The organism is Ruegeria sp. CJ2, from assembly GCF_056536745.1.
Window position 1 is genome coordinate 50,496 of sequence record NZ_JBQFQF010000001.1, and the last position, 26,678, is coordinate 77,173.

Genomic DNA, 26,678 nt, shown 5'->3' on the forward strand with positions numbered 1-26,678 from the left:
CGGTGAAAGATGGTCAAATCTTGGCACCGGCAGGGAAAGTTCGGGTCACATGTGATCGGGCTGGGGCATGCCCAGAACGTGGAAACCGCCATCGACGCGGATGATTTCACCCGAAGTGCATGCGCCGGCATCGGATGTCAGGTAGACAGCAGTGCCGCCCACAGCCTCGAGCGTCGCGTTCGAGCGCATCGGCGCGTTCTGGTCGCAGAACTTATAGGTCTTGCGCGCACCGCCAATGGCAGCGCCAGCCAGCGTCTTCATCGGACCGGGCGAGATGGCGTTGACGCGGATACCCTCGGGGCCAAGATCGTTGGCCAGATAGCGCGTCGCAGATTCCAGCGCGGCCTTGGCCACGCCCATGACGTTGTAATTCGGAACGACACGGTTCGAGCCTTGATACGTCAGCGTCAGCAACGTACCGCCATTGTCTTTCATCAACGGATAGGCGCGGCGCGCGACCTCGATGAAGGAATAAGCCGACACATCCATCGAGTGTTTGAAATTCGCCCGTGTGGTGTTCAGAAAGCGGCCCGTCAGTTCGGATTTGTCCGAATAGGCAATGGCGTGGACCACGAAATCAATCGTCGGCCAGCGTTCGCCTAGCTCACCAAACGCACGGTCCAGCGATTCGTCATCGGTGACATCCGCATCGACCATGAAATCGCTGCCGAGGCTTTGAGCCAAAGGCTCCAGCCGCTTACCGAATGCTTCGCCCTGATAGGTGAATGCCAGTTCCGCGCCAGCCTCGTGCATGGCCTTGGCAATGCCCCACGCGATCGAGCGGTCATTCGCAACGCCCATGATCAGGCCGCGTTTGCCCTTGAGAAGATCCGACATCATATTCACCCGTTATACTTGGACAGAACCATGGACCCGTTCGTGCCGCCAAAGCCGAAGCTATTGGTCATGACACTGTCCAAACCTGCATTTTCAACCACTTGTGTTGCAATTTCACCGGGCAGGATGCCTTCGGCAAGAGTGTCGACGTTGATCGACGGCGTAATGAAGTCATGGTGCAACATCAGCAGGCAGAAAATTGCCTCGAGCGCACCTGCCGCCCCCTGCGCGTGGCCCGTCATCGACTTGGTAGATGAAATCGGAGGCACGTTGCCTTCACCAAAGATACGCCGCACAGCTTCGACTTCGCCAACGTCTCCGACCGGGGTCGAGGTTCCGTGGGCGTTGATATAGCCGACCTTCCGGCCCTCGGGCAGGGTGCCCAAGGCCAGACGCATGGCGCGTTCACCGCCCTCGCCGGACGGGGCAACCATATCGTGGCCGTCAGACGTTGCAGCATAACCTGTGACTTCGGCATAAATTTTTGCGCCTCGGGCCAGAGCGTGATCCAGATCTTCCAGCACGACGATGCCGCCGCCGCCCGAGATCACGAATCCATCGCGATTCTGATCAAACGCGCGCGAGGCTTTCTCGGGCGTGTCATTGTATTTTGACGACATCGCGCCCATTGCGTCGAACAGGCAGGACAGGGTCCAGTCCAGCTCTTCACCACCGCCAGCGAACATCACGTCCTGCTTGCCCAGCATGATCTGTTCCGCCGCGTTCCCGATGCAGTGCAACGAGGTCGAGCAGGCCGACGTGATCGAGTAATTGATTCCCTTGATCTTGAACGCCGTCGCAAGGTTGGCTGAGATGGTCGAGCACATGCACTTGGGTACGGCGAATGGCCCGATCCGCTTGGTTGCGCCGTTTTTCAGCACAGTCTGATGCGCTGTCAGCATTGCGCTGGTTGACGGACCGCCCGAACCTGCGACAAGACCTGTGCGCGGGTTCACGACCTGATCTTCGGTCAGACCGGCATCAGCGATCGCCTGCGACATGGCGATATGCGCATAGGCCGCGCCGGGCCCCATGAACCGCAGCGTGCGCTTGTCGACATGCTCGGACACGTCGATTTTGAGCGACCCGGCGATCTGGCTGCGAAAGCCGTGTTCAACCATCTGGTCATTGGCCTCGATGCCGGACTTGCCAGCTTTGAGAGAGGCCAGAACCTCTTCGGCATTGTTCCCGATGGAGGACACGACCCCCAAACCGGTGACAACTACTCGACGCATTTGCGTGCTCCTTATTTCGGCCCGGTCAGGCTTAGGCTTCAGATAATACGACCTTCATATCTTTGACGTCGTAGATCATTTCACCGTCCGCTTCGACGATTCCATCCGCCACGCCCATGGTCAGGCGCCGTGTCTGGATCGCTTTTTTGAAATCAATTTTATAGGTCAGCATCTTGCGGTCCGGGCGCACCATGCCGGTCAGCTTGACCTCGCCCACACCTACGGCCATGCCGCGCCCCTGCCAGCCGCGCCAGCCCAGGTTGAAGCCGGTCAGTTGCCACAGGCCATCCAGTCCCAGACAGCCGGGCATGATCGGGTTGCCGGGAAAGTGGCAGTCAAAGAACCACAGGTCCGGCGTAATATCGAATTCGGCCAGAACGTGGCCCTTGCCATGCGCGCCGCCATCGGCCGAGATATCGGTGATCCGGTCCATCATCAGCATCGGCGGGGCAGGCAACTGCGCGTTACCGGGGCCGAATAATTCGCCACGGGCGCATTTCAGCAGATCGTCCTTGTCAAAGCTGCTCGGGAATTGGGCCATTCTGCCGCCTCTCCTGCCAGGGGTCTGTTCGTTTAATCTGGCCTCGTCTAGCACCCGTATGCAAGGTCCTGCAAGAGCGGTGGCCTACATGATGTTGTGTTCAGACTATTCTTGCGAATGAATTTCATTTGAAATTACCTGACCACAGCACTTATATATACCTCAGCACAACTAAGGTATCGGATTGATGACACCTGAAAGCCAGAGCATTGCCACGAATTGGTTGGTTCACGCCGGACTGCGTCCGACGCGTCAGCGGGTGGCGTTGGCCGAATTGCTGGTGGGTGATGGCCGCCATCGCCATGTGACCGCCGAAAGCCTTTTTGAATCGGCCAAAAAGAACGGTGACGCTGTGTCTTTGGCGACCGTTTACAACACGCTGCGCGCTTTCTGCGATGCAGGGGTTTTGCAAGAAATCACAGTGGACGGGTCGAAAAGTTATTTCGACACCAACACCCACGATCATCCTCACTTTTTCTGGGAGAATGAGGGCCGCCTGAGCGATGCGCCATCAGAAGAACTGGTGATTCAACGCCTTCCTCAAGCGCCTGAAGGCGTGGAAATCGCGTCTGTGGACGTCGTTATTCGCCTGCGGAAGAAATAACCTCACGTCAAAAATTCGGTCAGAAATCGCACTGCCTTACCCGTTTGCGGGGCGAGCGGTCCTGTGCCAGAACCACGGGTATCGCTGAGGGCGATCCCTAAATTGTTCGTCGTGAGATCGCGCTGAATTCCCAGCGAGGCAGCTTTGTGCGCGACCATCGTGTATTGCCCGATTTGCCGAAGCAACTCCAAGAAATGCCGGGCCGCTAATGGCAAGCCGCCATGTCTGCCAAACACATAAACATACGCGTCCTGAAGCCGGGGAAAATAAAAGTGAAATTAAGTCCAAATTTGAAAGATATGATTTGAACAGAGGATTGATCCATGCGCAGATCGTCGAACTACTGGCACGGAGACTGAGCAGATGCACCCATTGGTAACACAAGACATGATTGATGCCTATCAGCGCGATGGGGTGGTTCTGATCAAAGGTCTGTTTGCCGATTATGTCGACACCCTGCGGGAAGGGATCGAGGTTAACATTGCCGAGCCTGGACCATATGCGTCCGATAACAAAAAGCAGGGCGAGACGGGGCTGTTTTTTGACGACTATTGCAACTGGTCGCGGATCGAACAGTTCCAGGAGGTCGTCCACAACTCGCCCGTGGCCGAAGTTGCAGCGGATCTGATGCAGTCTCAGTCCGTGCAGATGTTCCATGATCACGTGCTAGTCAAGGAACCGGGCACCTCGATGGCCACTCCGTGGCATCAGGACGGGCCGTATTACTTTGTCGAAGGCCAGCAGACGATCAGCTTCTGGTCCCCGCTGGACCCCGTGACGCAGGCGACATTGCGATGCGTCGCCGGATCGCACCGGTGGGAGAAAGAGGTGCTGCCGACCCGCTGGGTCTCCGAAGAAGGGTTCTTTCCCGATGAAGGTCAGTACATCCAAGTCCCTGATCCCGATGCAGAAGGCATGAAGGTCATCGAGTATGAGATGGAGCCGGGCGACGCGGTTGCCTTCAACTACCGAACTCTTCACGGCGCGCGCGGAAATCATTCGGACAGCCGCCGCCGCGCCTTTTCATTGCGTCTTGTTGGTGACGATGCGCGCTATGTCGAACGTCCCGGTCGCACGTCTCCTCCGTTTCCGGGGCACGACATGCAGCCCGGCCAGCGGCTGCGAGAGGATTGGTTCCCGGTTCTGCTCAGACGTTAGGCGGGTGGATCAAAACCACTGACCGGTTTCGATTAGCCCCAAATCCAGCAATTGTCGTGACGACCACTCAAACGGGGCGGAGTTGCTCCAGCGAAAGCACTGGATATTGCTGTTTGAACCAGCGTTGATTTTCAACGCTTTTGCCGCGCGAAACGAGCAGATGGCGGCGGTCAGGTTGTGATGCCACGGGCAGGAATAGGTATTGTATTCCGGCGCGTTGAACGTGTGATCCGGCCTGAGGTCCAAGCCCGGTTGCGTTCTGAATATGGCGATTCTGTCGATGCGGCGGCGCTCATATGGGATCTGGTCTTCGAACCGCCACCGCAGGCCGCCGGACATGTCCAACTGACGCTCCAGCGGATGCCCATCGGCGTCGTGGCGGGTGTGGGCATAATAACCGGTCTTGTCCAGCAGGGCGCAATCGGGGGCTACCCCATTCGGCGCAGCCGTCAGATCATCCGCGTAGAGGTCAACAACATGGCATAGCATGGAATTTCTGCGCTCTTCCGCATGGAATGCCAGCAACTCGCCAATGGTCCGCGTTTCGCAAAACGGATAGAACAGGTATTCGGTGTTATAGCAGTAATATATCCAAACATCGGGCGCGGCCTTCATGACCTTGTTGATCGTCTCAAAGACCGCTGTGCGCGGCGCGCATGTCAGGGTGACGCGGTGAATGCGGTCGGCAAGGGCAGGGTCCAGAGAAAACTCCTGTGGCATGAACGCGACAAGAGATTTGAAGCCCAGATTCAGGTGGTGATGGATGGTGCCGTCGACCTCAACATCGTCTTCAGCAAAAATCAGTGCGACGGGGCTTTTCGCAAGGGCCTCTGCGCCCGTTCGCAGGAAGGAGTTGAGAGAGTCGTACTGCATGGCCCGTCTGATTTCGTCCAACTGGAGTTTTTGGCCAAAATCGGGTAATCGCGCGGGCATTGCAAGCGGCGTTCGTAAGGTATAGACGACGCCGATCCCGCGAACGCAAAGGCTACACCCATGTCGGAACCCAAAAAGCTGTACATCAAGACCTATGGTTGTCAGATGAACGTCTACGACAGCGAGCGTATGGCCGAGACGATGGGTGGTCAGGGATATGTCGAAACAAAGACACCTGACGATGCGGATATGATTCTGCTGAACACCTGTCACATAAGGGAAAAAGCGGCTGAAAAGGTCTATTCCGAGTTGGGCCGTTTCAAGGGGCTGAAAGCCGAAAAGCCTGATCTGAAGATCGGCGTCGCAGGCTGTGTTGCGCAGGCCGAGGGTGAAGAGATCATGCGCCGTCAGCCTTTGGTCGATCTGGTAGTCGGGCCGCAAAGCTATCACCGGTTGCCCGAGATGGAGGCCAAAACCCGCGAGGGTGCCAAGGCGCTGGACACCGACTTCCCCGAGGAAGATAAGTTCGAAAAGCTGAAAAACCGCCCCAAGGCCAAGCGCGGCCCGACGGCGTTTCTGACCGTGCAAGAAGGCTGCGACAAGTTCTGTGCCTTCTGCGTGGTGCCCTATACCCGTGGTGCCGAAGTCAGCCGTCCCGCCGATCGCATCATCCGTGAGGCGCAGGATCTGGTCGAACGCGGCGTGCGCGAGATTACTCTGCTGGGTCAGAACGTAAATGCTTACCACGGCGCGGGGTCGAACGGGGATATGACCTTGGCGGGTCTGATCTGGGAATTGAACAAGGTCGATGGATTGGAACGTATCCGCTTCACCACCTCGCACCCCAATGACATGGCCGATGACCTGATCGAGGCGCATGGGACATGTGACAAGCTGATGCCCTATCTGCATCTGCCTGTGCAGTCAGGCTCGGACCGGATTCTGAAGCGGATGAACCGCAGCCACACGGCTGACAGCTATCTGCGTCTGATCGAACGCATCCGCGCAGCGCGGCCCGATATCATGATGTCTGGTGACTTCATTGTCGGCTTCCCCGAAGAAACGGATGCAGACTTCCAGGCCACGTTGGATTTGGTCGAGCAGGTCAGATACGGATATGCGTATTCGTTCAAGTATTCCACGCGCCCCGGAACGCCTGCGGCCGAGCGGTCTCAGGTTGATCCTGAGGTGGCGGATGACCGCCTACAGCGGCTTCAGGCCATGATCACGCAGCACCAGCGCGAAATTCAGGATGCGATGGTCGGACGAAATGTGCGCGTGCTGTTTGAAAAAACCGGCAGGCTGCCCGGCCAGATGGTCGGAAAATCCGAGTATCTTCATTCGGTTCACGTCTCTGACGCGGATGTCGGAATAGGTGAATTGAGAGACGTGCAGATCACCAGCTCAGGCTCAAATTCGCTAGCTGGCAGGTTGCTGTAACGCGCCACTTTTTGTGTCGTTGCGTCATGGTTGAATCTTATAGAAAAATTTACCCTTGATTTATTACTTGGAACTATGTTCCGAGAAAAGTCAAAGTTTTTAGGGGTATACGGCTTTGGCCGCCCCGGAGCCCATTGTTGCTTTGTCCCGTATTTTGGGGCGTAGCTATGGAGAGTGCGAGTGAAAGTTCTGAAGTTTTTTGATATACCCAAGTTCAAGCTGCCTCTTTCTGCTTTGGTTGCATTTGTGTTTCTTTCCGGCGCGACAGCGGCTGGCAATCTTGATGAAGGCGTTTCAGATCCTCCCGTCGTTAGCCCCAAGCGTTTCGATAGCGACGTCAGTGCGTTTTATCTGGGCTTGACCGGCGGTTACGCGACCAGCGGAACGGACCGGTTCGGTCTGACCACACCCTCCAATACATTTGCAATTGGCGAACTGGACCTGAGCGGTTCTTACGGGGGTGTACGGGCAGGCTGGCGGGGCATTCTTCCGGCCAAGCAAGGCCGCGATTATGTCTATGGGTTCGAAATCGGATATGATTTCGGGTCCCTGGATGACGACGTCACAACGCAAATCGGTGGCTTCACCGTGAACGGCGGGTCCGAAGTCTCGGACGTCATATCGATTCGCTTCCGAAATGGCCTTACCAACAAAAGCGGCACGGTGCTGTATTTCCTTTCGATGGGGTATGTGAACGGTGACGTCGAAACCACGAACAGCTTGACCCTTGGACCTGCGGTTCAAAGTTTCGAAGAAAGCGACTCGCGCAATGGCTTTTCGGCCAGCATCGGCGTTGAACATAACTTAAACGCCAATTGGTCGATTACTGGCGAGTATGAATACGTTCAGTTTGATTCCAAGGACATCGTCTTTGAAAACGGATTCTCGACCAAGTCGACACCGCGCTTTCGGGGGTTACGATTTGGTCTGAACTACAGGTTCTAAAGACCATTATTTACGGCTGTTCCGGGCCCGTGGGCTTTTTTTATCCGGCCGGTGATCGGCGGTTTTGACATCAGTTACGGAAAATTTGAAACTGTGGCTTGCACCCACCAAGAGATGTTGTCTACGCTCAAGGTGAAACGCCAAGACAGGAGAACGGATTGGCCATCGGTGCCCTGAACCCACCGCAGAATGAAATGCCCCAGCGTGAGGCGTTTGTTGAATTTCCAGACAACCGGTTGTTGATTGATCTGTGCGGCGAATATGACCGCAATCTGACCGATATTGAGCATAAATTATCCGTTCAGATTGTTCGGCGCGGGAACCAGTTGGTTGTGATGGGTGAGGAAGAAGCCCAGAAGCAAGCGATTGAGGTCCTTCAGGCCCTCTACACCCGTCTTGAAGGCGGGCGCGAAGTCGAAGCCGCGGACGTTGACCGCGAGCTCCGTATGGGGGGATCTGAGAAAGGCACCGGAAGCCGCGACGGTGACCAGCTTGAAATGTTCAAGGGTGGCACGGTTGAAATCAAGACCCGCAAAAAGCTGGTTGAGCCCCGTACCGACGCGCAAAAGGCTTATGTGCAATCCCTGTTCAACAACGAACTGGCCTTTGGGATCGGTCCGGCAGGGACAGGTAAAACCTATCTGGCCGTTGCTGTCGGCGTGTCGATGTTTATAGGCGGGCATGTGGATCGCATCATTCTCAGCCGTCCTGCGGTCGAGGCGGGTGAGAAGCTGGGTTATTTGCCCGGGGACATGAAGGACAAGGTCGATCCCTACATGCAGCCGCTTTATGACGCGCTGAACGATTTTCTTCCCGGCAAGCAACTGGCCAAGCTGATCGAGGAAAAGCGAATCGAAATTGCACCGCTTGCCTTTATGCGCGGCCGAACGCTGGCGAACGCTTTCGTTGTTCTGGACGAGGCGCAAAATGCCACGACCATGCAGATGAAGATGTTCCTGACCCGACTGGGTGAAGGCAGCCGGATGGTGATCACCGGCGACCGTTCGCAGGTCGATCTGCCACGCGGGGTCCAATCAGGGCTGGCCGATGCCGAGCGTTTGCTGAAGACGATTCCAAACATCAGCTTCAACTATTTCACGTCGAAGGATGTTGTACGGCACCCGCTTGTCGCCGCGATCATCGAAGCGTATGAGGCGGACTCGGGCCGTGAAACCGGATAGTTTCAAAGACCCGGCCTCGGGACTTTGGAAGTGACAGAATGAATCTCGAACTATCGGTTGAAGATGCCCGATGGCAGGGGCTGGAGCCTTTGGCCATGCGCGCAATCAAGGCGGTATTGGAACAATTTGAGCTGGACTCGGAGCAGTGCGAGGTCAGTGTGCTGGCCTGCGGCGATGCCCGCATTGCCGAATTGAACGCCGAGTTTCGCGAAAAACCGACGCCGACCAATGTTCTGAGCTGGCCAGCCGATGATCTGGCGGCTGAGGTCGCAGGTCAGGAACCGGCATTGCCGCGCGCAGACTTCACCGGAGAAATTGCGCTGGGGGACATCGCAATATCCTATGATACCTGCGCGCGCGAAGCTGCCGAAGCGAGAAAGACCATAGATGATCACGTGACGCATTTGTTGGTTCACGGAACATTGCATTTGCTGGGATACGATCACATTCGTGACCCCGACGCCACTTTGATGGAAGGTGTCGAGGTCGAGATACTTGGCAAACTGGGTATTGATAACCCATATATAGTTTAATACGGGCCCGTTCGGGCCGATCATTTGGAATGGGAAAATGGGCGATACAGACGGCAGTTCTATGGCGGCGCAGGGCGCGCAACCAAAGGACGGCGACAATGACATAAGAGAGAAAACGGGTTTCTTTTCTCGAATAGTGGATGCGTTCTCGACCCAGAACGACGAAGAAGAAGCTGCGGCCAATGGGCACGAGGTCGACAAGAGCCAACCTCGGGGCATGATCAACCTGCGGCGCATGCGTGTCGAAGACGTAGCCATCCCTACCGCCGAGATCATTTCGGTATCCTCGACCATAACCAAAGACGAACTGGCGCAGGTTTTTCGGGACAGCGGGTTGTCGCGGATACCCGTTTATGAGGGGACGTTGGATACCCCGCTTGGGTTTGTACACCTCAAGGATTTTGCGCTGACGCACGGGTTCAACGGGACGTCCTCTGAATTTGATCTGGTGTCGATGCTGCGAACCCTGTTGTTCGTGCCTCCGTCTATGCCGATTGGTGTTTTGCTGACCAAGATGCAGACGGAACGGCGCCACATGGCGCTTGTGATCGACGAATATGGTGGCGTTGACGGGTTGCTGACGATCGAGGATCTGATCGAACAGGTCGTCGGTGAGATCGCAGATGAACATGACGCAGACGAGAGCCAGCTCTGGGTGCAGGAGAAACCCGGATGCTATGTGGTTCAGGCCCGTGTCCCGCTGGAAGAATTCGAAGCCGAAATCGGACGCTCGCTGACCAGCCATGAGGATGTCGACGAGGAAGAGATCGACACTCTGGGCGGTTTGGTCTTCATGCTGTCGGGTCGTGTACCTGCGCGCGGAGAAGTTGTTCTGCACCCCGAAGGGCCAGAGTTCGAAGTCCTGGATGCCGACCCGCGCAGGATCAAACGCTTGCGTGTCATGTTGCCGGATATCGTTGCATGAACCCTGCCCAGGGCTTGCCCAATCGGTTGAGGCTTTTGGCTGCGGCGCTTTTGGGCGTGGCGACAGCGTTTGGGCTTGCGCCTTACGGGTTTTGGATTGCGTCCATTGCCGCTTTGCTTGCTCTGGCGCCGCTGTATCTGGCAACGGAAACACGGGCGCAGGCGGCTTGGCTGGGGTGGGCCTTTGCGACTGGCTATTTCGCTCATGCATTAAGCTGGATCATTGAGCCGTTTCTCGTAGACGCGGAACGACATGCTTGGATGGCCCCTTTCGCGCTCGTGTTCATGGCCGGAGGGCTGGCGCTGTTCTGGGCACTGGCCTTTTGGCTGGCGCGCCGCCCTGGGCAGGGCGTAGTTGGTCAGGCTGTGTTTCTGGCCATCGCGATATCCTTGGCTGAATGCGCGCGCGGGTATGTGTTGACTGGATTTCCATGGGCTGGACTCGCGCAGGTTTGGGTTGGCACATCACTCGCTCAGGTTTTGTCACTGGTTGGTCCCTATGGGGTGGGCGCGCTGACGCTGCTGGCGACACTGCCTATGGGAGCCGCACTGACACAACGATCCTCGTTTGCGGTGCCTGCGTGCTTGTCTGCGGGTGTGGTGTGTTTGGCCTTTGGCTACGCTGCTCTTCGGCCCGAAGTGACCGAAACAAGGCATGTTGTGCGCCTTGTTCAGCCCAACGCGCCGCAGCACCAAAAATGGGACCCGGATTACGCACCGCTGTTTTTTGCGCGCCAGATTGAGTTCACGGCCGCGCAGCCAAAACCGGACCTGATTGTCTGGCCGGAAACCTCGATACCGGCGTGGTTGGGCAGCGCGCAACCCTATCTGGACGTCGTCGTGGATGCAGCCCAGGGGACGCCGGTTTTTCTGGGCATTCAACGCGGGGATGGACCCCGGATCTACAACTCAATGATCTATCTGGACGAGGACGGCCAACAGCAAGGGCTGTACGACAAACATCATCTGGCCCCGTTTGGAGAGTATGTGCCGCTTGGCAACCTCATGGCGCGATTTGGTATCTACGGAATGGCCGCAACAACGGGCAACGGGTTCAGCGCCGGGCCGGGTGCGGCCTTGATGGATGCAGGGGGGCTGGGCAAGGCACTGCCTTTGATTTGTTACGAAGCGGTCTTTACCCAAGATGTCCTGTCCGCTCCGGGGCGTGCGGATTTCCTGTTACAGATTACCAATGACGCATGGTTTGGAACGCGATCAGGTCCCTATCAACATCTTGCACAAGCCCAGATGCGGGCCATTGAGCAGGGATTGCCCATGATGCGTTCGGCCAACACCGGCGTATCCGCAATGGTCGATCCGCTGGGCCGCGTTACTCAGTCTCTTGCGTTGGGGCAGGCAGGTTATGTTGACGCTGTTCTGCCCAAGCCTTTTGCCGCGACGCTTTATTCAAGGCTTGGGGACGTGCCCATCATTCTTTTGCTTGCCGGATTGTTTGCGCTGTTTTGGCGCAACGCTCGGCGAGAGGGCGCTTAATTTCAGATTGACCCGGTGATTTAGCAGGCGTATCCCCTCGGATGCCTGTCACAACGGCTTCCTGGCGTGACGGGGAAATCTTAATGGAGCACTTTCATGTCCCGACAGAACTACACTTTCACTTCGGAATCCGTATCCGAAGGGCACCCGGATAAGGTTTGCGACCGGATTTCCGATGCCGTCCTAGACGCCTTTCTAAATGAAGAACCCGAAGCGCGCGTGGCGTGCGAAACTTTCGCCACGACCGACCGCGTCGTCATCGGCGGAGAAGTAGGTCTGTCTGATCAGGAAAAACTGCACGATTACATGGGCCGCATCGACGAGATCGCGCGCGCCTGTATCAAAGATATCGGTTACGAGCAGGACAAGTTCCACCACGAAACGGTCGAGGTGACGAACCTGTTGCACGAACAATCCGCCCATATCGCGCAGGGCGTTGATGCATCGGGTGACAAGGACGAAGGCGCGGGCGATCAGGGCATCATGTTCGGCTACGCCACGACCGAGACACCCGCACTGATGCCGGCCCCGATCCAATATTCCCACGCGATCCTGCGCCGTCTGGCCGAGGTGCGTAAAAACGGCAGTGAACCCGCGCTGGGCCCGGATGCGAAATCGCAGCTATCGGTGGTGTATCGTGATGGCAAGCCGGTGGGCGTCAGCTCGATCGTTCTGTCAACACAGCATCTGGATGAAGCGCTCAGCTCGGATGATATCCGCGCGATTGTTGAGCCTTATATCACCGAAACCCTTCCCGAAGGCTGGCTGTCGGCTGAGACAGAATGGCACGTAAACCCTACCGGTAAGTTCGTGATCGGCGGACCTGACGGCGACGCGGGTTTGACGGGCCGCAAGATCATAGTGGATACCTATGGCGGTGCAGCCCCTCATGGTGGCGGTGCGTTCTCGGGTAAAGACCCGACCAAGGTGGACCGCTCGGCCGCCTATGCCGCGCGGTATCTGGCCAAGAACGTGGTGGCCGCAGGCATGGCAGACCGCTGCACCATCCAGCTGAGCTATGCGATTGGCGTCTCCAAGCCACTGTCGATCTATTCGGATACGCATGGCACCGGCCAGATCGCGGATGCCGAGATTGAAAAAGCCGTCGGGCAGGTCATGGACCTGACCCCGCGCGGCATTCGCCAGCACCTGCAGATGAACAAGCCGATCTACCAGCGTACGGCCGCTTACGGTCATTTCGGCCGCGAACCCGACGCCGACGGCGGTTTCAGCTGGGAGCGCACCGATCTGGTGGGTGCCTTGAAATCGGCCATCTGACCTAAACCCAAATGTGCGCCCATTCGGGCGCGCTCTTCTTCTGTTGAAAAATACTTCGGGGGGTCGCTATTGGTTGCGCCATTGGTCCGAGAAACCAATGGCGACGGGCTGGCCCCCACTGCTACTCTTGCCACATAGCTGAACGCACAGTATGGCACGCCCCATGAGCACCGAGACCCCCCAACGCCCCCGCAGAAACTTTTATGGCCGCTTCAAGGGCAAGACCCTCAAGCAAAGCCAAAAGACGTATCTGAGCGAAGACCTAGACGCCCTGTCCCCCGGCGCGGTCGATTGGGACTCGAACCCCAACCGCGATCCACTGGACCTGCAGGCGTTGTTTGGTGGGCGGGACGTCTGGCTTGAGGTCGGGTTCGGAGGCGGTGAGCATCTGGTGCATCAGGCCGCAAGCAACCCCGATATCGGTATCATCGGGGCCGAACCCTACATCAACGGCGTCGCCATGTTGTTGGGCAAAATCCGGCAAGCCAGGGTTGAAAACCTCGCCGTTCACCCCGGCGATGCGCGTGATCTGTTTGACGTGCTGCCCGAGGCCAGCATCTCGCGCGCCTTCCTGCTCTATCCCGATCCGTGGCCCAAAACGCGGCACCATCGTCGCCGCTTTGTGACGCAAGAACATCTTGAGCCACTGGCGCGGGCGCTGAAACCGGGTTCGATCTTTCGGGTCGCGACGGATATTCCCGATTACGTCCGCCAGACGCTCGAAGAAGTGCCGCGCGCCGGGTTCGAATGGCTGGCGGAGCGCCCCTCTGATTGGCGCGAGCCTTGGGGCGACTGGATTTCCACCCGCTACGAACAAAAGGCCCTGCGCGAGGGGCGCAACCCGCATTACCTGACCTTCCGCCGCAAAGACTGATTGCCGCTGGACCATCTGGCCCCAATTCGCTAATCGGCTAAGGCACTGATAGCGAAAACAGGAGCCCCCATGTCCGGACACGGCACGCCCATCCCGATGACCTCGCATCCCTGCGGTCCGCTGACCGGCACGGCAGAGGTGCCCGGCGACAAGTCTATCTCGCACCGGTCGCTGATTTTGGGCGCGATGGCGGTGGGTGAGACGAAGATTTCCGGCCTGCTCGAGGGCGAAGATGTTCTGGACACCGCCAAAGCCATGCGCGCTTTTGGCGCCCAGGTAACTGACCACGGCGGTGGCGAATGGACAGTGCATGGCGTGGGCGTCGGCGGCTTTGCCGAACCGGATCAGGTGATTGACTGCGGCAACTCGGGCACCGGGGTGCGGCTGATCATGGGCGCGATGGCGACCTGTCCGATCTCGGCCACGTTTACCGGGGATGCCAGCCTGAACAAACGTCCCATGGCGCGGGTGACGGACCCGCTGGCGCTGTTTGGTGCGCAAGCTGTTGGTCGCTCGGGCGGGCGCTTGCCGATGACCATCGTGGGCGCGGCCGACCCCGTGCCGGTGCGGTATGAGGTTCCGGTTCCGTCGGCACAGGTGAAATCCGCCGTGCTGCTGGCCGGTCTGAACGCGCCGGGCAAGACCGTGGTGATCGAGAAAGAAGCCACCCGCGACCATTCCGAGCGGATGCTGGCCGGGTTCGGCGCTGAGATTACCGTTGAGGACACTGATGAAGGCCGGGTGATCACCCTGACGGGTCGGCCCGAGCTGAAACCGCAGGTGATTGCCGTGCCCCGCGATCCGTCCAGCGCAGCATTCCCGGTTTGCGCGGCGTTGATCACACCGGGCTCGGACGTGCTGGTGCCGGGTATCGGCCTGAACCCGACCCGCGCCGGGCTGTTCACCACGCTGCGCGAGATGGGCGCGGACCTGACCTATGAAAACGAACGCGAAGAGGGTGGCGAACCCGTTGCCGACCTGCGCGCGAAATACTCGCCCAACATGAAGGGCATCAACGTGCCGCCGGAACGTGCGGCCTCGATGATCGACGAATATCCGGTTCTGTCCGTGGTCGCGGCCAACGCCACCGGCACCACGATGATGGGCGGCGTAAAAGAGCTGCGCGTGAAGGAAAGCGACCGGATCGACGCCATGGCCCGTGGTCTGCGCGCCAATGGCGTGAGTGTGGATGAGGGCGAAGAATGGTGGTCGGTCGACGGGCTGGGCATCGGTAACGTCCCCGGCGGCGGCACTTGCGAGAGCTTTCTGGATCACCGCATCGCCATGTCCTTCATGGTGATGGGGATGGGTGCGAAAACGCCGGTCTCGGTGGATGATGGCGGCCCGATTGCGACCTCGTTCCCGATCTTTGAACCGCTGATGGCGGCGTTGGGTGCCAAGGTGGACCGCACGTGAGCTTCACGGTTGCCATAGACGGGCCAGCGGCTGCGGGGAAGGGCACGATCTCCAAGGCGTTGGCGGCGCATTTCGGGTTTGCACATCTGGATACCGGGCTGCTGTACCGCGCAGTGGGGCGCCGGACTCTGGACGGGATTGAACCCGCTGCCGCTGCCCAAGCTTTGACCGCAGAAGAGTTGGACCAAGGTGATCTGCGCACCGCTGAAATCGCGCAGGCCGCGTCAAAGGTGGCCGTGATCCCAGAGGTTCGGTCAGCACTTGTGGACTTTCAGCGCAGTTTTGCGGCCCGGCCCCAAGGTGCTGTTCTGGACGGGCGCGATATCGGGACGGTGATCTGCCCCGAGGCAGAAGTTAAGCTGTTTGTCACTGCCAGCGCCGAGGTCCGGGCAGAGCGGCGATATCTGGAACTCAGCGCCAAGGGGTCCGACACAACGCGGGCGCAGGTACTGGAAGATGTCCGCGAACGCGACGCCCGCGATGCCGAGCGCAGCACGGCCCCTATGAAACCCGCGGAGGATGCTGTGCTGCTGGATACGTCGAACCTGAGTATCGAAGCGGCGTTGGCCGAGGCGATCGCCATCGTTGAAGACGCCAAGCGCAAGGGTTCCTAGAACCTTGAATGGACTCACGATTTTGGGAACGCTCCTCACCAAGCTTTGTTTGGTCAGGCAGCTTAGGGCTGCGTAGGATGGATTGGTAATCCGCAGGAGCGATACCATGATCCGATTGACCTTAGCTCTGATTTTTCTGGCCGGAAGTCTGGCTGCGCAGGAAGTCGAACCACCCATGACCTATGAGCGTCTTGGGAAGATAATCTTTGCGCTGGATCCGGACGCGCAACCCCAAGGGCCGGGTTTCCAAATGACCGTGTCGGATGTTTCGGTCTTGGTGATCACGGATATCAACGCGGACCGGATGCGTGCAATGGTTTCCATCAGCAGCGCCGCGGATTTGTCTGCTGCGGACCTTCAGCGCATGATGCAGGCGAATTTCGACAGCACTCTGGACGCGCGTTATGCCATTGCCAATGGCACGTTGTGGGCAGCATTCATTCACCCCCTGTCCAAACTGGACAAGGACCAGCTGATTTCGGGGCTGGCCCAGACCGTGAATATCGCCAAGACATATGGCACCCTGTATTCAGGCGGCGCTGCTGAGTTCGGAGGGGGTGACAGCCATGACCTTCAACGCGAATTGATAGATGAACTGCTGAAGAAGGGCGAGGAAATCTAATACGGGCGCAGAGTTTACGTAGTTCCAAAAGCTGGATTTTCGAACAGGAACCCGCGTGTGGAATCGGTCAAAACCGGGGGCGTATTCACGATTTCTCGCGGGGTGCTAAGCCGGGGTGGAACGGAGAGACCATCACCGATTGTCACATGTTTGAACACGCTGACAACCAAGGCGGCCAAGGCCCTAGCGAGGTGTCGGAAAGCTGGTATAGTCCCCTGAAATATTGAGGGGGAGAGCTAAATGAACAATCGTTTGCGTAAAATCACTATCGTCGGCGGCGGCACTGCAGGTTGGATGACCGCGCTGATCCTTGAGATGGTGTTTTCTCGCACGTCAGCGCCAAAGGACCGACCGCGCATCTGCCTGATCGAAAGCCCGAATATTTCGACAGTGGGTGTGGGCGAGGCCACCGTGCCGCGCATGCCGGTTACACTGCGGCAGGCTGGGATCGCCGAACGGGATTTCTTTCGCGAGACGAACGCGTCATTCAAGCTGGGTGTGAAGTTCTGCAACTGGAACAACAACGCCAAGGGCAATCGCATCGACTATATGAACCCTTTTGCCCATGGCCAGATGCTGGAAGGGCTAGAGGCGGCCGAATATTTTCTGCGCTTTGGCAACGGGGATCGGGATTTCACGCAATCTATCTCGCCGCATGACGATCTGGCCCGCCTGTGCAAAGGCGCGCGGCCACTGGGCGCGCCGGAATTCGAACAACGGTTCGGCTTTGCATACCACCTGGATGCGGTGAAGTTCGCGGGGATGCTGACCAAGGTTTGCACCAAGCGCGGTGTCGAACATATTCAGGATGAGGTTCAGGCGGTTGAACTGGATGAACAGGGCAATGTCAGCCATCTGATGCTGGAGCGTAAAGGCCGCCACGATATCGAGATGGTTGTGGATTGCACCGGGTTCCGGGGGTTGATCATCAATCAGGCTCTGGGTGAGCCATTCATGGATTACTCGGACTACCTGCCCAATGACCGGGCCATGGCCCTGCAGGTCGAACATCCTGACCCTGAAAAGATCGAAAGCGCTACGCGCTCCACCGCGTTGGGGGCCGGTTGGACGTGGCGGGTGCCTTTGTTCAACCGTGTCGGCACCGGCTATGTCTATTCCTCGGCGCATCGGACGGATGACCAGGCGGCGGATGAATATCTTGAATGGCTGGGCGACAGCGGCAAGGGCCTCACGCCGCGCGTGATCCCGATGCGGGTCGGACGGGTGCGCAATGCCTGGGTCAAGAACTGTGTGGCCATTGGTCTGTCCGGCGGGTTTATCGAGCCGCTGGAAAGCACCGCGATCCATATGATCGACCACGCGGTGCGTTGGTTCGCCGAACATCTGCCCACTCAGGCGATCGAACCGTCCTTGCGGGCGCGGTATAACCGGCAGATGGACAAGCTTTATAATGAGGTTCTGGAATTCATCTGTCTGCACTACCGTTTGGGCAACCGCACGGACGATCAGTATTGGATCGACGCCCGGACCGAGATGAAAATACCCGACCGGTTGGCCGAGAACCTTGAGCTGTGGCAGCACCGCTTGCCGATGCAGCACGATGTCGAGTTCGCGACGCTCTTTGATCACCGCGTTTATCAGACAGTGCTGTTGGGCAAGCAAGTCTACGATACTGGCTATGGCACTGGCATTCGCGATCGGGTGCGGCCTTTGAAAAAGCCGATCTGGTTCCAGTGGTGGAAGGGCGCAAAAGTGGACCTTGCACAGATTCTCAAATCCATGCCGGATCACAAGACCCTGCTGCGTGATATCCGAGGAGAGCTGGAAAAGCCCGCCTTCGGCAAAGCGGTCGCGGCGAAGCCGACGGTTGCGATGCCGGGTGCGAAACCTGCGCCGGTGGCCGTCCAGAACATGCCCAACTTCGCTGAAATCCAGAGCGGCGCAAAGGATTTGCAGTTGTTCTAGAATTTGCCAGTGAGCCGGGCGGTGAATTTCGCCCGGCCGCTGGGTCATTTGTCAGCAGGTATTGCAGGTTATAGTGTGCATTGCCCGTTATAACTTGCAGCGCCTTGGCGAACCCGCTATAGAGCGCGCGTCGACAAGGCGATTTGAGCCATAAAACAATGAGACGAGCAGGGTCGGAACTAACCGGCCCTCTTTGTTTTGCGGCATATGTCAGGTCGTCTGACCAATCCATTAAGACCGGCGGAGACAACCGCTCGGCCAGCAAAAACGTACTGTAAAGGAAAACAACGCCACATGGCTAACGCATCCATGGAGGAATTCGAAGCCCTCCTTAATGAAAGCTTCGAAATGGACACACCCGAAGAGGGTTCTGTTGTCAAAGGCAAGGTTCTGGCGATCGAAGCCGGCCAAGCCATCATCGACGTAGGCTACAAAATGGAAGGCCGCGTTGATCTGAAAGAATTCGCAAATCCCGGCGAAGCTCCTGAAATCGCTGTAGGTGACGAGGTCGAAGTTTACCTGCGCGCCGCAGAAAACGCCCGTGGCGAAGCCGTCATCTCGCGCGAGATGGCCCGCCGTGAAGAGGCATGGGACCGTCTGGAAAAAGCATATGCCGACGACCAGCGCGTCGAAGGTGCAATCTTTGGTCGCGTCAAAGGTGGCTTCACCGTCGATCTGGGTGGCGCAGTTGCGTTCCTGCCCGGCTCGCAGGTTGACGTTCGCCCCGTGCGCGACGCTGGCCCGCTGATGGGTCTGAAACAGCCGTTCCAGATTCTGAAAATGGACCGTCGCCGTGGCAACATCGTTGTGTCGCGTCGCGCCATCCTGGAAGAATCGCGTGCCGAACAGCGCGCCGAAGTTATCGGCAACCTGTCCGAAGGTCAGACCGTCGAGGGTGTTGTCAAAAACATCACCGAATACGGTGCATTTGTTGACCTGGGCGGCGTAGACGGCCTGCTGCACGTCACCGACATGGCGTGGCGTCGTGTAAACCACCCGTCCGAGATCCTGACGATCGGCGAAACCATCAAGGTTCAGGTCATCAAGATCAACAAAGAGACCCACCGCATCAGCCTGGGCATGAAGCAGTTGCAAGAAGATCCGTGGGATCTGGTTGCTGCCAAATACCCGCTGGGCTCGGTCCATCAGGGTCGCGTCACCAACATCACCGACTACGGCGCGTTCGTCGAGCTGGAAGCCGGTGTCGAAGGTCTGGTGCACGTCTCCGAGATGTCCTGGACCAAGAAAAACGTCCACCCCGGCAAAATCGTTTCGACCAGCCAGGAAGTCGACGTCATGGTTCTGGAAATCGACGGCGCCAAGCGTCGCGTGTCTCTGGGCCTGAAGCAGACTCAGCGCAACCCGTGGGAAGTGTTTGCAGAAACACACCCCGAGGGCACCGAAGTCGAAGGCGAAGTCAAGAACATCACCGAATTCGGTCTGTTCATTGGTCTCGAAGGCGACATCGACGGCATGGTTCACCTGTCGGACTTGTCCTGGGACGAGCGTGGCGAGGATGCGATCCAGAACTACCGCAAGGGCGACATGGTTTCGGCCGTCGTTTCGGAAGTTGACGTCGAAAAAGAGCGTATCTCGCTGTCGATCAAAGCCCTGGGCGGTGACAAGTTCGCCGAAGCCGTGGGCGGCGTGAAGCGTGGCTCGGTCATCACTGTCGAAGTCACCGCGATCGAAGATGGCGGCATCGAGGTGGAATACGAAGGCATGAAATCCTTCATCCGCCGTTCGGACCTGTCGCGTGACCGTGCCGAGCAGCGCCCCGAGCGTTTCTCGACCGGTGACAAGGTCGACGTCCGCGTCACCAATGTCGACAGCAAGACCCGTCGTCTGGGCCTGTCGATCAAGGCACGCGAAATCGCCGAAGAGAAAGAGGCCGTGGAACAGTACGGTTCTTCCGACTCGGGCGCGTCGCTGGGCGACATCCTGGGTGCAGCGCTGAAGTCCGGCGACTAAGCCCGGGCAATCAGCCAAAACCAAATTCACGGCCTCGCGCATATGCGCGGGGCCGTTTTTGTTGCGAATCAATATGTTCCAAAAATTGCGGCCAGTTCGTGCATCACGCTCTCAATTCGAGCCAATTTCCCGTTATCCGGCAAAAAATCGCGTGAGTTTTCAGCAAAATTAAGGCTTTGCGCCCAGAGTCAACATTCCCCCAATCCGGGTTTCTTTCTATACTGTTCAGAAGACTAGACATGGTTAACCGGTCGCCTGGGAGGGTAGCGCACATGATCCGTTCAGAACTGATTCAAAAAATCGCCGACGAAAACCCGCATCTCTATCAGCGTGACGTTGAGCGTATCGTGAATACAGTGTTCGAAGAAGTTACGGACGCCATGGCGCGCGGTGACCGTGTTGAGCTGCGTGGATTTGGCGCGTTTTCGGTCAAGCAGCGCGACGCCCGTGTCGGACGCAACCCCAGAACTGGTGAGACTGTTCAGGTTGAAGAAAAATGTGTTCCATTTTTCAAGACAGGTAAGTTGCTAAGGGATCGTTTGAACGGTAAAGCCTAGGCCATGATGCGCTACCTTCGATATGCTTTTCTGGCGATCCTCGGGATTGTCCTGATCTCAGTTTCTCTTGCCAATCGCGAAGCCGTGGAATTAACGCTGATGCCGCAGGCCTTTGCCGACCTGCTTGGCTTTAATTTCAGCGTGTCGCTGCCTTTGTTCCTTGTGGTTCTGGGCGGCGTGGTTGCTGGCCTTGTCATCGGTTTCCTGTGGGAATGGCTGCGTGAGCACAAGCACCGCCGCGATGCGACCGCCAAGACAAGCGAAGTCCGCAAGCTTGAGCGTGAGGTCAAGAAGCTTAAGAAAAAGCAGAACGAAGGCAAAGACGAAGTTCTTGCGCTGCTGGACGAAGCCAGCTGAGGCCAACTGATGCCGGATATTTCCGTTAAAATCTGCGGCCTGACCGCACCGGATCACGTGCGCGCTGCGGCTGAGGCCGGAGCGCGGTATCTTGGGTTCAATTTTTTCCCGAAATCCCCCCGGTATGTCTCGCCCGAACAAGCGGCTGCGTTGATGCAGGCCGTGCCGGTTGGGGTGGCTAAAGTGGCCTTGGTGGTGAACGCATCGGATGAGGAACTCGACAGCATCACCGAGGTTGCCCCGTTTGACATGTTGCAGTTGCATGGGTCCGAAAGCGTTGATCGCGTTCGTGAAATCAAAGCGCGCTATGGTTTGCCTGTGATCAAGGTGATCGGGGTGGCGGACGCCGACGATTTGACCGCAATCGACGAATACAGCGAGGTTGCAGATCAGCTTTTGATCGACGCCAAGCCGCCCAAGAATGCGGTCCTGCCGGGCGGCAATGGGCTGGCCTTTGACTGGCGGCTGTTGGCCGGACGCAAGTATTGGCGCAAACCGTGGATGCTGGCAGGTGGTCTGAACCCGGACAACGTGGCCGAAGCGATCCGCATGACGGGTGCGCGTCAGGTCGATGTGGCCTCTGGCGTGGAAAGTGCGCCCGGCGTCAAGGACCCTGCTTTGATCAGTGCGTTCATCAAGGCCGCTCAATAGCGCTGCTCTGGGTGCCGTGACGTACGTTTTGCCATGGCAAATCCCGCAGCTACCTCCTATGAACAACGGGTACGACGATGGAGACAGCCATGGCCAACGATCTTTTCAATTCCTTCATGTCCGGCCCCGATGAGCAGGGACGTTTCGGCATCTTCGGGGGGCGGTTTGTCAGCGAGACGCTGATGCCTCTGATCCTGTCGCTGGAAGAGGAATATGAGAAGGCCAAGGATGATCCGACCTTCTGGGCCGAGATGGATGATCTGTGGGCCAATTATGTGGGTCGCCCCTCGCCGCTGTATTATGCGGAGCGTCTGACCGAGCATCTGGGTGGCGCGAAGATCTATCTCAAGCGCGATGAGCTGAACCACACCGGTGCGCATAAGATCAACAACGTGCTGGGCCAGATCATTCTGGCGCGGCGCATGGGCAAGACCCGGATTATCGCGGAAACCGGGGCAGGGCAGCACGGTGTAGCTACGGCCACGGTCTGCGCCAAGTTCGGTCTGAAATGCATTGTTTATATGGGTGCCCATGACGTACAGCGTCAGGCCCCGAACGTGTTCCGTATGCGCCTGCTCGGGGCCGAGGTGATTCCGGTCACGTCCGGTCGTGGCACGCTGAAAGACGCGATGAATGACGCGCTGCGCGACTGGGTGACCAATGTGCGTGATACGTTCTATTGCATCGGCACCGTGGCTGGGCCTCACCCCTATCCGGCGATGGTGCGTGATTTCCAGTCGATTATCGGCAAGGAAGCCAAGGAACAGATGATGAAGGCCGAAGGCCGTCTGCCCGACACGATCATCGCCGCCATCGGCGGTGGGTCGAACGCGATGGGCCTGTTCTACCCGTTCCTTGACGACAAATCCGTCAACATCATCGGTGTTGAGGCCGGTGGTAAAGGCGTGAATGAAAAGATGGAGCATTGCGCGTCGCTGACCGGCGGTCGCCCCGGCGTGCTGCATGGCAACCGCACCTATCTGCTGCAGGATGACGACGGGCAGATTCTTGAGGGTTATTCGATCTCGGCCGGTCTGGACTATCCCGGTATTGGCCCCGAGCATTCGTGGCTGAATGACATTGGCCGGGCCAACTATGTCTCGATCACCGATAAAGAGGCGCTGGAGGCGTTCCAGCTTTGCTGCGCGACCGAAGGCATTATCCCGGCGCTCGAACCCAGCCACGCGCTGGCGCATGTAATGAAGATTGCGCCGGAACTGCCCAAAGATCACCTGATCTGCATGAACATGTGCGGGCGCGGCGATAAGGACGTGCAGACCGTGGCGAAGTATCTGAACTTTGACATGTCGGATACCGAAGGGCGCTCGGCAGACTGACCTTTTTTCGACTAAAGAACGGCGCGCCATCTGGCAGCGCCGTTTTTGCATCCGGAATTCGCAAAAGTTGGGCAGGCGATCCCTGCCTGACCCGTTAGTCCGGTGCCGCTTTCTCCTGTAAGACGCGCAACGGCACTACGTCCAATGCCCTCTGATGTGTTGCCTCAAGATGCACCATGGGGGCGCACCCTTCGTCGTAAGCTTGAAGAAACCGCCCGGCGCAGAGGCACCAGCTGTCGCCCGGTTTGAGACCCGCAAAGTCGAACTCGGGGCGCGGTGTACTGAGGTCGTTTCCAACATATTTCGAATACGCAAGGAATTCGGCCGTCATGACCGCGCAAACGGTGTGACTTCCCTGATCTTCGGGGCAGGTATTGCACGCCCCATCCCGAAAAAACCCGGTCAGGGGATCGCGAGAGCAGGGGGCCAGAACACCCCCCAGAACATTTATGCTGTCCTGCTTCTGCATGACGCCATCTTACAGGCTTTGCGCAATTTTGCGGAACATTTCGATATTTTCTTCGTTCACACCCGCATCGCGGAAGTTGCGGTCCGCCCCGGTTGAAACGATCAGAACATCGCGGGCTTGGTCGAAATAGATATATTGGCCGTAAACACCACGCGCCATGAACTCACCTTCTTGCGCGCCGACCGGAATCCACCATTGATAGCCATACCCGATTTTCCCGGCCTCAGTCGGTGCGCTGGGGGCAACGGCCTCGGCGATCCAGTTGGCAGGGATCAGTTGCTGGCCGTTATGTGACCCATTCTGTAAAACAACCTGCCCAAATCGAGCAAAGTCGCGGGTGGTGAAGTTCAATCCCCCCAGCACGAACGCGACGCCAGCGCCGTCCGTGACGTAATAGCCATCTTGCTCCAACCCGAGCGGTTGCAAGATCCGATCCGTTAGAAGGTCAGCAACGCTGCGGCCGGTCGCGCCACGGATCACCATTCCGATGACATGGGTGTCAATCGAGACATACTGCCAGGTGTCGCCCGGTGTGGTGAAGCTGTCCTGAAGCGAGGCCGCGAAATCGTCCAACTCGCCCCCCAGCGCAAGCACCCGGCCCATCCGGTTAATGTCTGAATCGTAATCCAGATAGTCTTCGTTGAACGTCACGCCGCTGGCCATGTTCAACACATTGCGGATCGTGGCACCGTCATAGGCTGAGCCTTCCAATTCTGGCGCGTATTTTGTGACCGGATCATCAAGTGAATCGATCGCGCCCTCGGTCAGAAGGATGCCCAAAAGGGAAGAGAGATAGCTTTTGGCAACTGACCATGAAATGCGCCGATCATCCGGCCCGGTGCCCAGATAATATTCCTCGAACCGGATCTGCCCATCCTGCATCACCAACAAAGATGTTACGGTGCGGTCCTCGATCCAGCCGTCGGTGCCTTCGGGCAGATCGAAGCCCGGACCGTAAGGCAACTCCCATGTCGGACCGTCCCCGCGCGGTAGGTCAACCTTTAGAAAGGCCTCGTCCATATGAGAGAAATTGTGAACGATCTTGTCCTCGGCGAACAAGCTGTTAACGGCCATCAAGCGATGGATTTCTTCGCGTTTCCAAAAGCCTACAACAACCGCGGCCAGCACCAGCATCAAAACGACGCGAAGCACCCACTTCAAAAAGGTTCTCATCCATTTCCTCCCATTCTCGGGTGGCATTGGAACGCGATTGGAAGATATCCGCAAATGATACGTTGCGGCAGTGTCGGTACGTCTATTTGAATTTGTCCAACAGCCGTTGCATGGCCGAACGGTCGTCGGGTTCCGCCTGTACCTCTGATTGAGGGATCGGCTTGGCGGTTGGCTTGGCAGACTCAGAGGAGGACTTGGAAGACCGTGGCGGGGCTGTGCGCAAGGCGACAGCATTCATGAACTTGCCGCCCTCTCCACCTGCCAGATACCCGGCACCGTCGGACACGCCGCGCAGAACGTCGTCCAGCCAGTCGCTGTCGGCCTTGGCGAAGTCTCCCAGAACGTAAGGTGAGACCATTTCCTTGCGTCCGGGGTGGCCGATCCCCAGCCGCACCCGATCATAGGCCGGGCTGATATGTTCATGGATCGAGCGCAAACCATTGTGGCCAGCATGTCCGCCACCCGCCTTGACCCGAACTTTACCCGGTGCAAGGTCAAGCTCGTCATGGAAAACGGTCACGTCGGTCGAGTCGAGCTTGTAGAAGCGCATCGCTTCGCCAACGGACTGGCCCGAACGGTTCATGAAGGTCTGAGGTTTGATCAGCAGGACTTTTTCACTGCCTAAGCGCCCTTCGGAAATTTCGGCCTGGAACTTGGATTTCCACGGCCCGAACCCGTGATCATCGGCGATCCTGTCGACGGCCATAAAGCCAATATTATGCCGGTTTCGGGCATATTTTGATCCCGGATTTCCCAAGCCGACAAACAGCTTCATTCCTACGTCCTTACTTTGCGCACCGATCTGCAATTGGTTGATGGCATGGATCAGGGGCAGTTTTCCAGCCCGTTCAATCCAAAAGAAAAGACGGGACCCTAGGGCCCCGTCCGGAAAATCTGGAACTGTGTGTCCGGATTTATTCTTCAGCTTCTTCCTGGCCGACGACTTCAACCTCGTCTGGTGCCACTTCGCCCTCTTCACCTTCTTCATCGTCGCTGGACGACAGTCCGGTCGGTGCCGAGATGTTGGCGATCACGAAGTCACGGTCGATGGTCGGCTTGGTACCTGCAGGCAGGTCGACGGCCGAGATGGTGACAACGTCGTTGATGTTCAGACCGGTCAGATCAACGGTGATCTTCTCGGGGATTTCACCCGCGGTGCACATCAGTTCGACTTCAGGACGGACAACGGTCAGAACGCCGCCCTTTTTGATGCCGGGTGCTTCTTCTTCGTTGACGAACTCAACAGGGATGAACAACGCGATCTTGGTGGTCCGACGCAGGCGCATCAGGTCCAGGTGGGTTGGCAGGTCTTTGACGACGTCACGCTGAACGTCGCGGCAGATGACGCGGACGTCTTCGTGGCCTTCAACCTTCAGGTTCCACAAGGTCGACTTGAACCGGCCCGCTTTCAAACGCTTGAACAGAACGTTGAACGGGATGTTGATCGGCAGCGGATCTTTGTCACCACCAAATACAATGCCCGGAACCATGCCGTCGCGACGCGCTTGACGAGCGGCGCCCTTGCCTGTCCCCGTCCGTTCCAGAGCTACGAGATCAGGAATCTCACCAGCCATGTTATATTCTCCAATGTTAGGGCGGGCATCCTCCAAGGCTGTATGCCCGCGTGAAGCCGCGTCCTTAGCTTGATTCACTGCAATTGGAAAGGGC

At 57.9% G+C, this 26,678-nt stretch carries 27 protein-coding genes and 1 riboswitch; of the genes, 19 read left to right on the forward strand and 8 right to left on the reverse strand.

The window, feature by feature from the left end:
- Positions 1–45 precede the first annotated feature (45 nt).
- Genes ACR0MS_RS00250 through fabA form a run of 3 tightly spaced genes read right to left on the reverse strand, consistent with a single transcriptional unit; the run spans position 46 to position 2,613 of the window.
- The gene (locus tag ACR0MS_RS00250) at positions 46–837 is read right to left on the reverse strand and encodes an enoyl-ACP reductase FabI (RefSeq protein WP_480567667.1); all 792 of its coding nucleotides are present in this window, start codon (positions 835–837) and stop codon (positions 46–48) included.
- A 5-nt stretch (positions 838–842) separates the two neighbouring features.
- Positions 843–2,072, reverse strand: coding sequence for a beta-ketoacyl-ACP synthase I (gene fabB, locus ACR0MS_RS00255; protein WP_480567670.1), 1,230 nt, complete (start codon positions 2,070–2,072; stop codon positions 843–845).
- Positions 2,073–2,103: 31 nt separating this feature from the next.
- Positions 2,104–2,613 (reverse strand): bifunctional 3-hydroxydecanoyl-ACP dehydratase/trans-2-decenoyl-ACP isomerase, encoded by a 510-nt coding sequence (fabA, locus tag ACR0MS_RS00260; RefSeq protein WP_170326986.1) that lies wholly within the window; start codon positions 2,611–2,613, stop codon positions 2,104–2,106.
- A 187-nt stretch (positions 2,614–2,800) separates the two neighbouring features.
- Between fabA and irrA the strand changes: the two genes are divergently transcribed.
- Positions 2,801–3,217 carry an iron response transcriptional regulator IrrA gene (gene irrA, locus ACR0MS_RS00265; protein ID WP_480567674.1) on the forward strand — a complete coding sequence of 139 codons (417 nt, stop codon included), beginning with the start codon at positions 2,801–2,803 and terminating at the stop codon, positions 3,215–3,217.
- 363 nt (positions 3,218–3,580) lie between these two features.
- Positions 3,581–4,375, forward strand: coding sequence for a phytanoyl-CoA dioxygenase family protein (locus tag ACR0MS_RS00270; RefSeq protein WP_480567677.1), 795 nt, complete (start codon positions 3,581–3,583; stop codon positions 4,373–4,375).
- A gap of 9 nt (positions 4,376–4,384) precedes the next feature.
- Here the strand turns inward: ACR0MS_RS00270 and ACR0MS_RS00275 are convergent, their stop codons facing one another.
- Positions 4,385–5,248, reverse strand: a complete 864-nt coding sequence (locus ACR0MS_RS00275; RefSeq protein ID WP_480567680.1) for a hypothetical protein — start codon at positions 5,246–5,248, stop codon at positions 4,385–4,387.
- Positions 5,249–5,368: 120 nt separating this feature from the next.
- Between ACR0MS_RS00275 and miaB the strand changes: the two genes are divergently transcribed.
- From miaB to trpB, 17 genes are all read left to right on the forward strand, one after another.
- On the forward strand, positions 5,369–6,688 hold the full coding sequence (miaB, locus tag ACR0MS_RS00280) for a tRNA (N6-isopentenyl adenosine(37)-C2)-methylthiotransferase MiaB (protein WP_480567683.1): 1,320 nt from the start codon (positions 5,369–5,371) through the stop codon (positions 6,686–6,688).
- A 180-nt stretch (positions 6,689–6,868) separates the two neighbouring features.
- On the forward strand, positions 6,869–7,633 hold the full coding sequence (locus ACR0MS_RS00285) for an outer membrane protein (RefSeq protein WP_480567686.1): 765 nt from the start codon (positions 6,869–6,871) through the stop codon (positions 7,631–7,633).
- A 158-nt stretch (positions 7,634–7,791) separates the two neighbouring features.
- The gene (locus tag ACR0MS_RS00290; protein ID WP_480567689.1) at positions 7,792–8,814 is read left to right on the forward strand and encodes a PhoH family protein; all 1,023 of its coding nucleotides are present in this window, start codon (positions 7,792–7,794) and stop codon (positions 8,812–8,814) included.
- A 38-nt stretch (positions 8,815–8,852) separates the two neighbouring features.
- The gene (ybeY, locus tag ACR0MS_RS00295; RefSeq protein ID WP_480567692.1) at positions 8,853–9,347 is read left to right on the forward strand and encodes an rRNA maturation RNase YbeY; all 495 of its coding nucleotides are present in this window, start codon (positions 8,853–8,855) and stop codon (positions 9,345–9,347) included.
- A gap of 37 nt (positions 9,348–9,384) precedes the next feature.
- Positions 9,385–10,272 carry a hemolysin family protein gene (locus ACR0MS_RS00300; protein ID WP_480567695.1) on the forward strand — a complete coding sequence of 296 codons (888 nt, stop codon included), beginning with the start codon at positions 9,385–9,387 and terminating at the stop codon, positions 10,270–10,272.
- Positions 10,269–11,765 carry an apolipoprotein N-acyltransferase gene (gene lnt / locus ACR0MS_RS00305; protein WP_480567698.1) on the forward strand — a complete coding sequence of 499 codons (1,497 nt, stop codon included), beginning with the start codon at positions 10,269–10,271 and terminating at the stop codon, positions 11,763–11,765. Before ACR0MS_RS00300 ends, lnt begins: the two co-directional genes overlap by 4 nt.
- A gap of 42 nt (positions 11,766–11,807) precedes the next feature.
- Positions 11,808–11,856, forward strand: a riboswitch (SAM-SAH riboswitch).
- 5 nt (positions 11,857–11,861) lie between these two features.
- Entirely contained in the window at positions 11,862–13,043 is a 1,182-nt protein-coding gene (gene metK / locus ACR0MS_RS00310; RefSeq protein ID WP_480567701.1) for a methionine adenosyltransferase, read from the forward strand.
- Positions 13,044–13,206: 163 nt separating this feature from the next.
- Positions 13,207–13,917, forward strand: coding sequence for a tRNA (guanine(46)-N(7))-methyltransferase TrmB (gene trmB, locus ACR0MS_RS00315; protein WP_480567704.1), 711 nt, complete (start codon positions 13,207–13,209; stop codon positions 13,915–13,917).
- A 69-nt stretch (positions 13,918–13,986) separates the two neighbouring features.
- Entirely contained in the window at positions 13,987–15,333 is a 1,347-nt protein-coding gene (gene aroA / locus ACR0MS_RS00320; protein WP_480567706.1) for a 3-phosphoshikimate 1-carboxyvinyltransferase, read from the forward strand.
- A complete protein-coding gene (gene cmk / locus ACR0MS_RS00325) occupies positions 15,330–15,947 on the forward strand; it encodes a (d)CMP kinase (RefSeq protein ID WP_480567709.1) in 618 nt (205 codons plus the stop codon). Before aroA ends, cmk begins: the two co-directional genes overlap by 4 nt.
- A gap of 106 nt (positions 15,948–16,053) precedes the next feature.
- A complete protein-coding gene (locus ACR0MS_RS00330) occupies positions 16,054–16,569 on the forward strand; it encodes a hypothetical protein (protein WP_480567711.1) in 516 nt (171 codons plus the stop codon).
- A 240-nt stretch (positions 16,570–16,809) separates the two neighbouring features.
- Positions 16,810–18,495, forward strand: a complete 1,686-nt coding sequence (locus tag ACR0MS_RS00335; protein WP_480567714.1) for a tryptophan halogenase family protein — start codon at positions 16,810–16,812, stop codon at positions 18,493–18,495.
- Positions 18,496–18,789: 294 nt separating this feature from the next.
- Positions 18,790–20,466: a 30S ribosomal protein S1 gene (rpsA, locus tag ACR0MS_RS00340; protein WP_170769919.1), complete on the forward strand. Its 1,677-nt coding sequence runs from the start codon at positions 18,790–18,792 to the stop codon at positions 20,464–20,466.
- A gap of 272 nt (positions 20,467–20,738) precedes the next feature.
- Positions 20,739–21,023 carry an integration host factor subunit beta gene (ihfB, locus tag ACR0MS_RS00345; RefSeq protein ID WP_037310872.1) on the forward strand — a complete coding sequence of 95 codons (285 nt, stop codon included), beginning with the start codon at positions 20,739–20,741 and terminating at the stop codon, positions 21,021–21,023.
- Positions 21,024–21,029: 6 nt separating this feature from the next.
- A complete protein-coding gene (locus ACR0MS_RS00350; protein ID WP_480568586.1) occupies positions 21,030–21,380 on the forward strand; it encodes a lipopolysaccharide assembly protein LapA domain-containing protein in 351 nt (116 codons plus the stop codon).
- A gap of 9 nt (positions 21,381–21,389) precedes the next feature.
- Complete coding sequence (locus ACR0MS_RS00355; RefSeq protein WP_480567718.1) at positions 21,390–22,031, forward strand: phosphoribosylanthranilate isomerase; 642 nt, start codon at positions 21,390–21,392, stop codon at positions 22,029–22,031.
- 89 nt (positions 22,032–22,120) lie between these two features.
- Positions 22,121–23,368, forward strand: a complete 1,248-nt coding sequence (gene trpB / locus ACR0MS_RS00360) for a tryptophan synthase subunit beta (protein WP_480567721.1) — start codon at positions 22,121–22,123, stop codon at positions 23,366–23,368.
- Positions 23,369–23,462: 94 nt separating this feature from the next.
- Here trpB and ACR0MS_RS00365 read toward each other — a convergent pair whose 3' ends face one another.
- The 4 genes from ACR0MS_RS00365 to ACR0MS_RS00380 form a co-directional block, all read right to left on the reverse strand.
- Positions 23,463–23,837: a DUF2237 family protein gene (locus ACR0MS_RS00365; protein WP_480567724.1), complete on the reverse strand. Its 375-nt coding sequence runs from the start codon at positions 23,835–23,837 to the stop codon at positions 23,463–23,465.
- A gap of 9 nt (positions 23,838–23,846) precedes the next feature.
- Positions 23,847–25,010, reverse strand: a complete 1,164-nt coding sequence (locus tag ACR0MS_RS00370) for a serine hydrolase domain-containing protein (protein ID WP_480567728.1) — start codon at positions 25,008–25,010, stop codon at positions 23,847–23,849.
- An 82-nt stretch (positions 25,011–25,092) separates the two neighbouring features.
- Complete coding sequence (gene pth / locus ACR0MS_RS00375) at positions 25,093–25,785, reverse strand: aminoacyl-tRNA hydrolase (protein WP_480567731.1); 693 nt, start codon at positions 25,783–25,785, stop codon at positions 25,093–25,095.
- A 139-nt stretch (positions 25,786–25,924) separates the two neighbouring features.
- Positions 25,925–26,584 (reverse strand): 50S ribosomal protein L25/general stress protein Ctc, encoded by a 660-nt coding sequence (locus ACR0MS_RS00380; RefSeq protein WP_480567733.1) that lies wholly within the window; start codon positions 26,582–26,584, stop codon positions 25,925–25,927.
- Positions 26,585–26,678: the final 94 nt, after the last annotated feature.

What these genes read in the sequence shown, in the direction of transcription:
- trmB (WP_480567704.1), top strand. Translation starts at nt 13,207, where the DNA reads ATGAGCACCGAGACCCCCCAACGCCCCCGCAGAAACTTTTATGGCCGC.
- ACR0MS_RS00330 (WP_480567711.1), top strand. Translation starts at nt 16,054, where the DNA reads ATGATCCGATTGACCTTAGCTCTGATTTTTCTGGCCGGAAGTCTGGCT.
- ACR0MS_RS00370 (WP_480567728.1), bottom strand. Translation starts at nt 25,010, where the DNA reads ATGAGAACCTTTTTGAAGTGGGTGCTTCGCGTCGTTTTGATGCTGGTG.
- ACR0MS_RS00335 (WP_480567714.1), top strand. Translation starts at nt 16,810, where the DNA reads ATGAACAATCGTTTGCGTAAAATCACTATCGTCGGCGGCGGCACTGCA.
- ACR0MS_RS00365 (WP_480567724.1), bottom strand. Translation starts at nt 23,837, where the DNA reads ATGCAGAAGCAGGACAGCATAAATGTTCTGGGGGGTGTTCTGGCCCCC.
- irrA (WP_480567674.1), top strand. Translation starts at nt 2,801, where the DNA reads ATGACACCTGAAAGCCAGAGCATTGCCACGAATTGGTTGGTTCACGCC.
- ybeY (WP_480567692.1), top strand. Translation starts at nt 8,853, where the DNA reads ATGAATCTCGAACTATCGGTTGAAGATGCCCGATGGCAGGGGCTGGAG.
- miaB (WP_480567683.1), top strand. Translation starts at nt 5,369, where the DNA reads ATGTCGGAACCCAAAAAGCTGTACATCAAGACCTATGGTTGTCAGATG.
- ACR0MS_RS00250 (WP_480567667.1), bottom strand. Translation starts at nt 837, where the DNA reads ATGTCGGATCTTCTCAAGGGCAAACGCGGCCTGATCATGGGCGTTGCG.
- trpB (WP_480567721.1), top strand. Translation starts at nt 22,121, where the DNA reads ATGGCCAACGATCTTTTCAATTCCTTCATGTCCGGCCCCGATGAGCAG.
- fabB (WP_480567670.1), bottom strand. Translation starts at nt 2,072, where the DNA reads ATGCGTCGAGTAGTTGTCACCGGTTTGGGGGTCGTGTCCTCCATCGGG.
- ACR0MS_RS00350 (WP_480568586.1), top strand. Translation starts at nt 21,030, where the DNA reads ATGCGCTACCTTCGATATGCTTTTCTGGCGATCCTCGGGATTGTCCTG.
- ACR0MS_RS00355 (WP_480567718.1), top strand. Translation starts at nt 21,390, where the DNA reads ATGCCGGATATTTCCGTTAAAATCTGCGGCCTGACCGCACCGGATCAC.
- ihfB (WP_037310872.1), top strand. Translation starts at nt 20,739, where the DNA reads ATGATCCGTTCAGAACTGATTCAAAAAATCGCCGACGAAAACCCGCAT.
- metK (WP_480567701.1), top strand. Translation starts at nt 11,862, where the DNA reads ATGTCCCGACAGAACTACACTTTCACTTCGGAATCCGTATCCGAAGGG.
- pth (WP_480567731.1), bottom strand. Translation starts at nt 25,785, where the DNA reads ATGAAGCTGTTTGTCGGCTTGGGAAATCCGGGATCAAAATATGCCCGA.
- ACR0MS_RS00300 (WP_480567695.1), top strand. Translation starts at nt 9,385, where the DNA reads ATGGGCGATACAGACGGCAGTTCTATGGCGGCGCAGGGCGCGCAACCA.
- ACR0MS_RS00275 (WP_480567680.1), bottom strand. Translation starts at nt 5,248, where the DNA reads ATGCAGTACGACTCTCTCAACTCCTTCCTGCGAACGGGCGCAGAGGCC.
- aroA (WP_480567706.1), top strand. Translation starts at nt 13,987, where the DNA reads ATGTCCGGACACGGCACGCCCATCCCGATGACCTCGCATCCCTGCGGT.
- lnt (WP_480567698.1), top strand. Translation starts at nt 10,269, where the DNA reads ATGAACCCTGCCCAGGGCTTGCCCAATCGGTTGAGGCTTTTGGCTGCG.
- fabA (WP_170326986.1), bottom strand. Translation starts at nt 2,613, where the DNA reads ATGGCCCAATTCCCGAGCAGCTTTGACAAGGACGATCTGCTGAAATGC.
- rpsA (WP_170769919.1), top strand. Translation starts at nt 18,790, where the DNA reads ATGGCTAACGCATCCATGGAGGAATTCGAAGCCCTCCTTAATGAAAGC.
- ACR0MS_RS00270 (WP_480567677.1), top strand. Translation starts at nt 3,581, where the DNA reads ATGCACCCATTGGTAACACAAGACATGATTGATGCCTATCAGCGCGAT.
- ACR0MS_RS00380 (WP_480567733.1), bottom strand. Translation starts at nt 26,584, where the DNA reads ATGGCTGGTGAGATTCCTGATCTCGTAGCTCTGGAACGGACGGGGACA.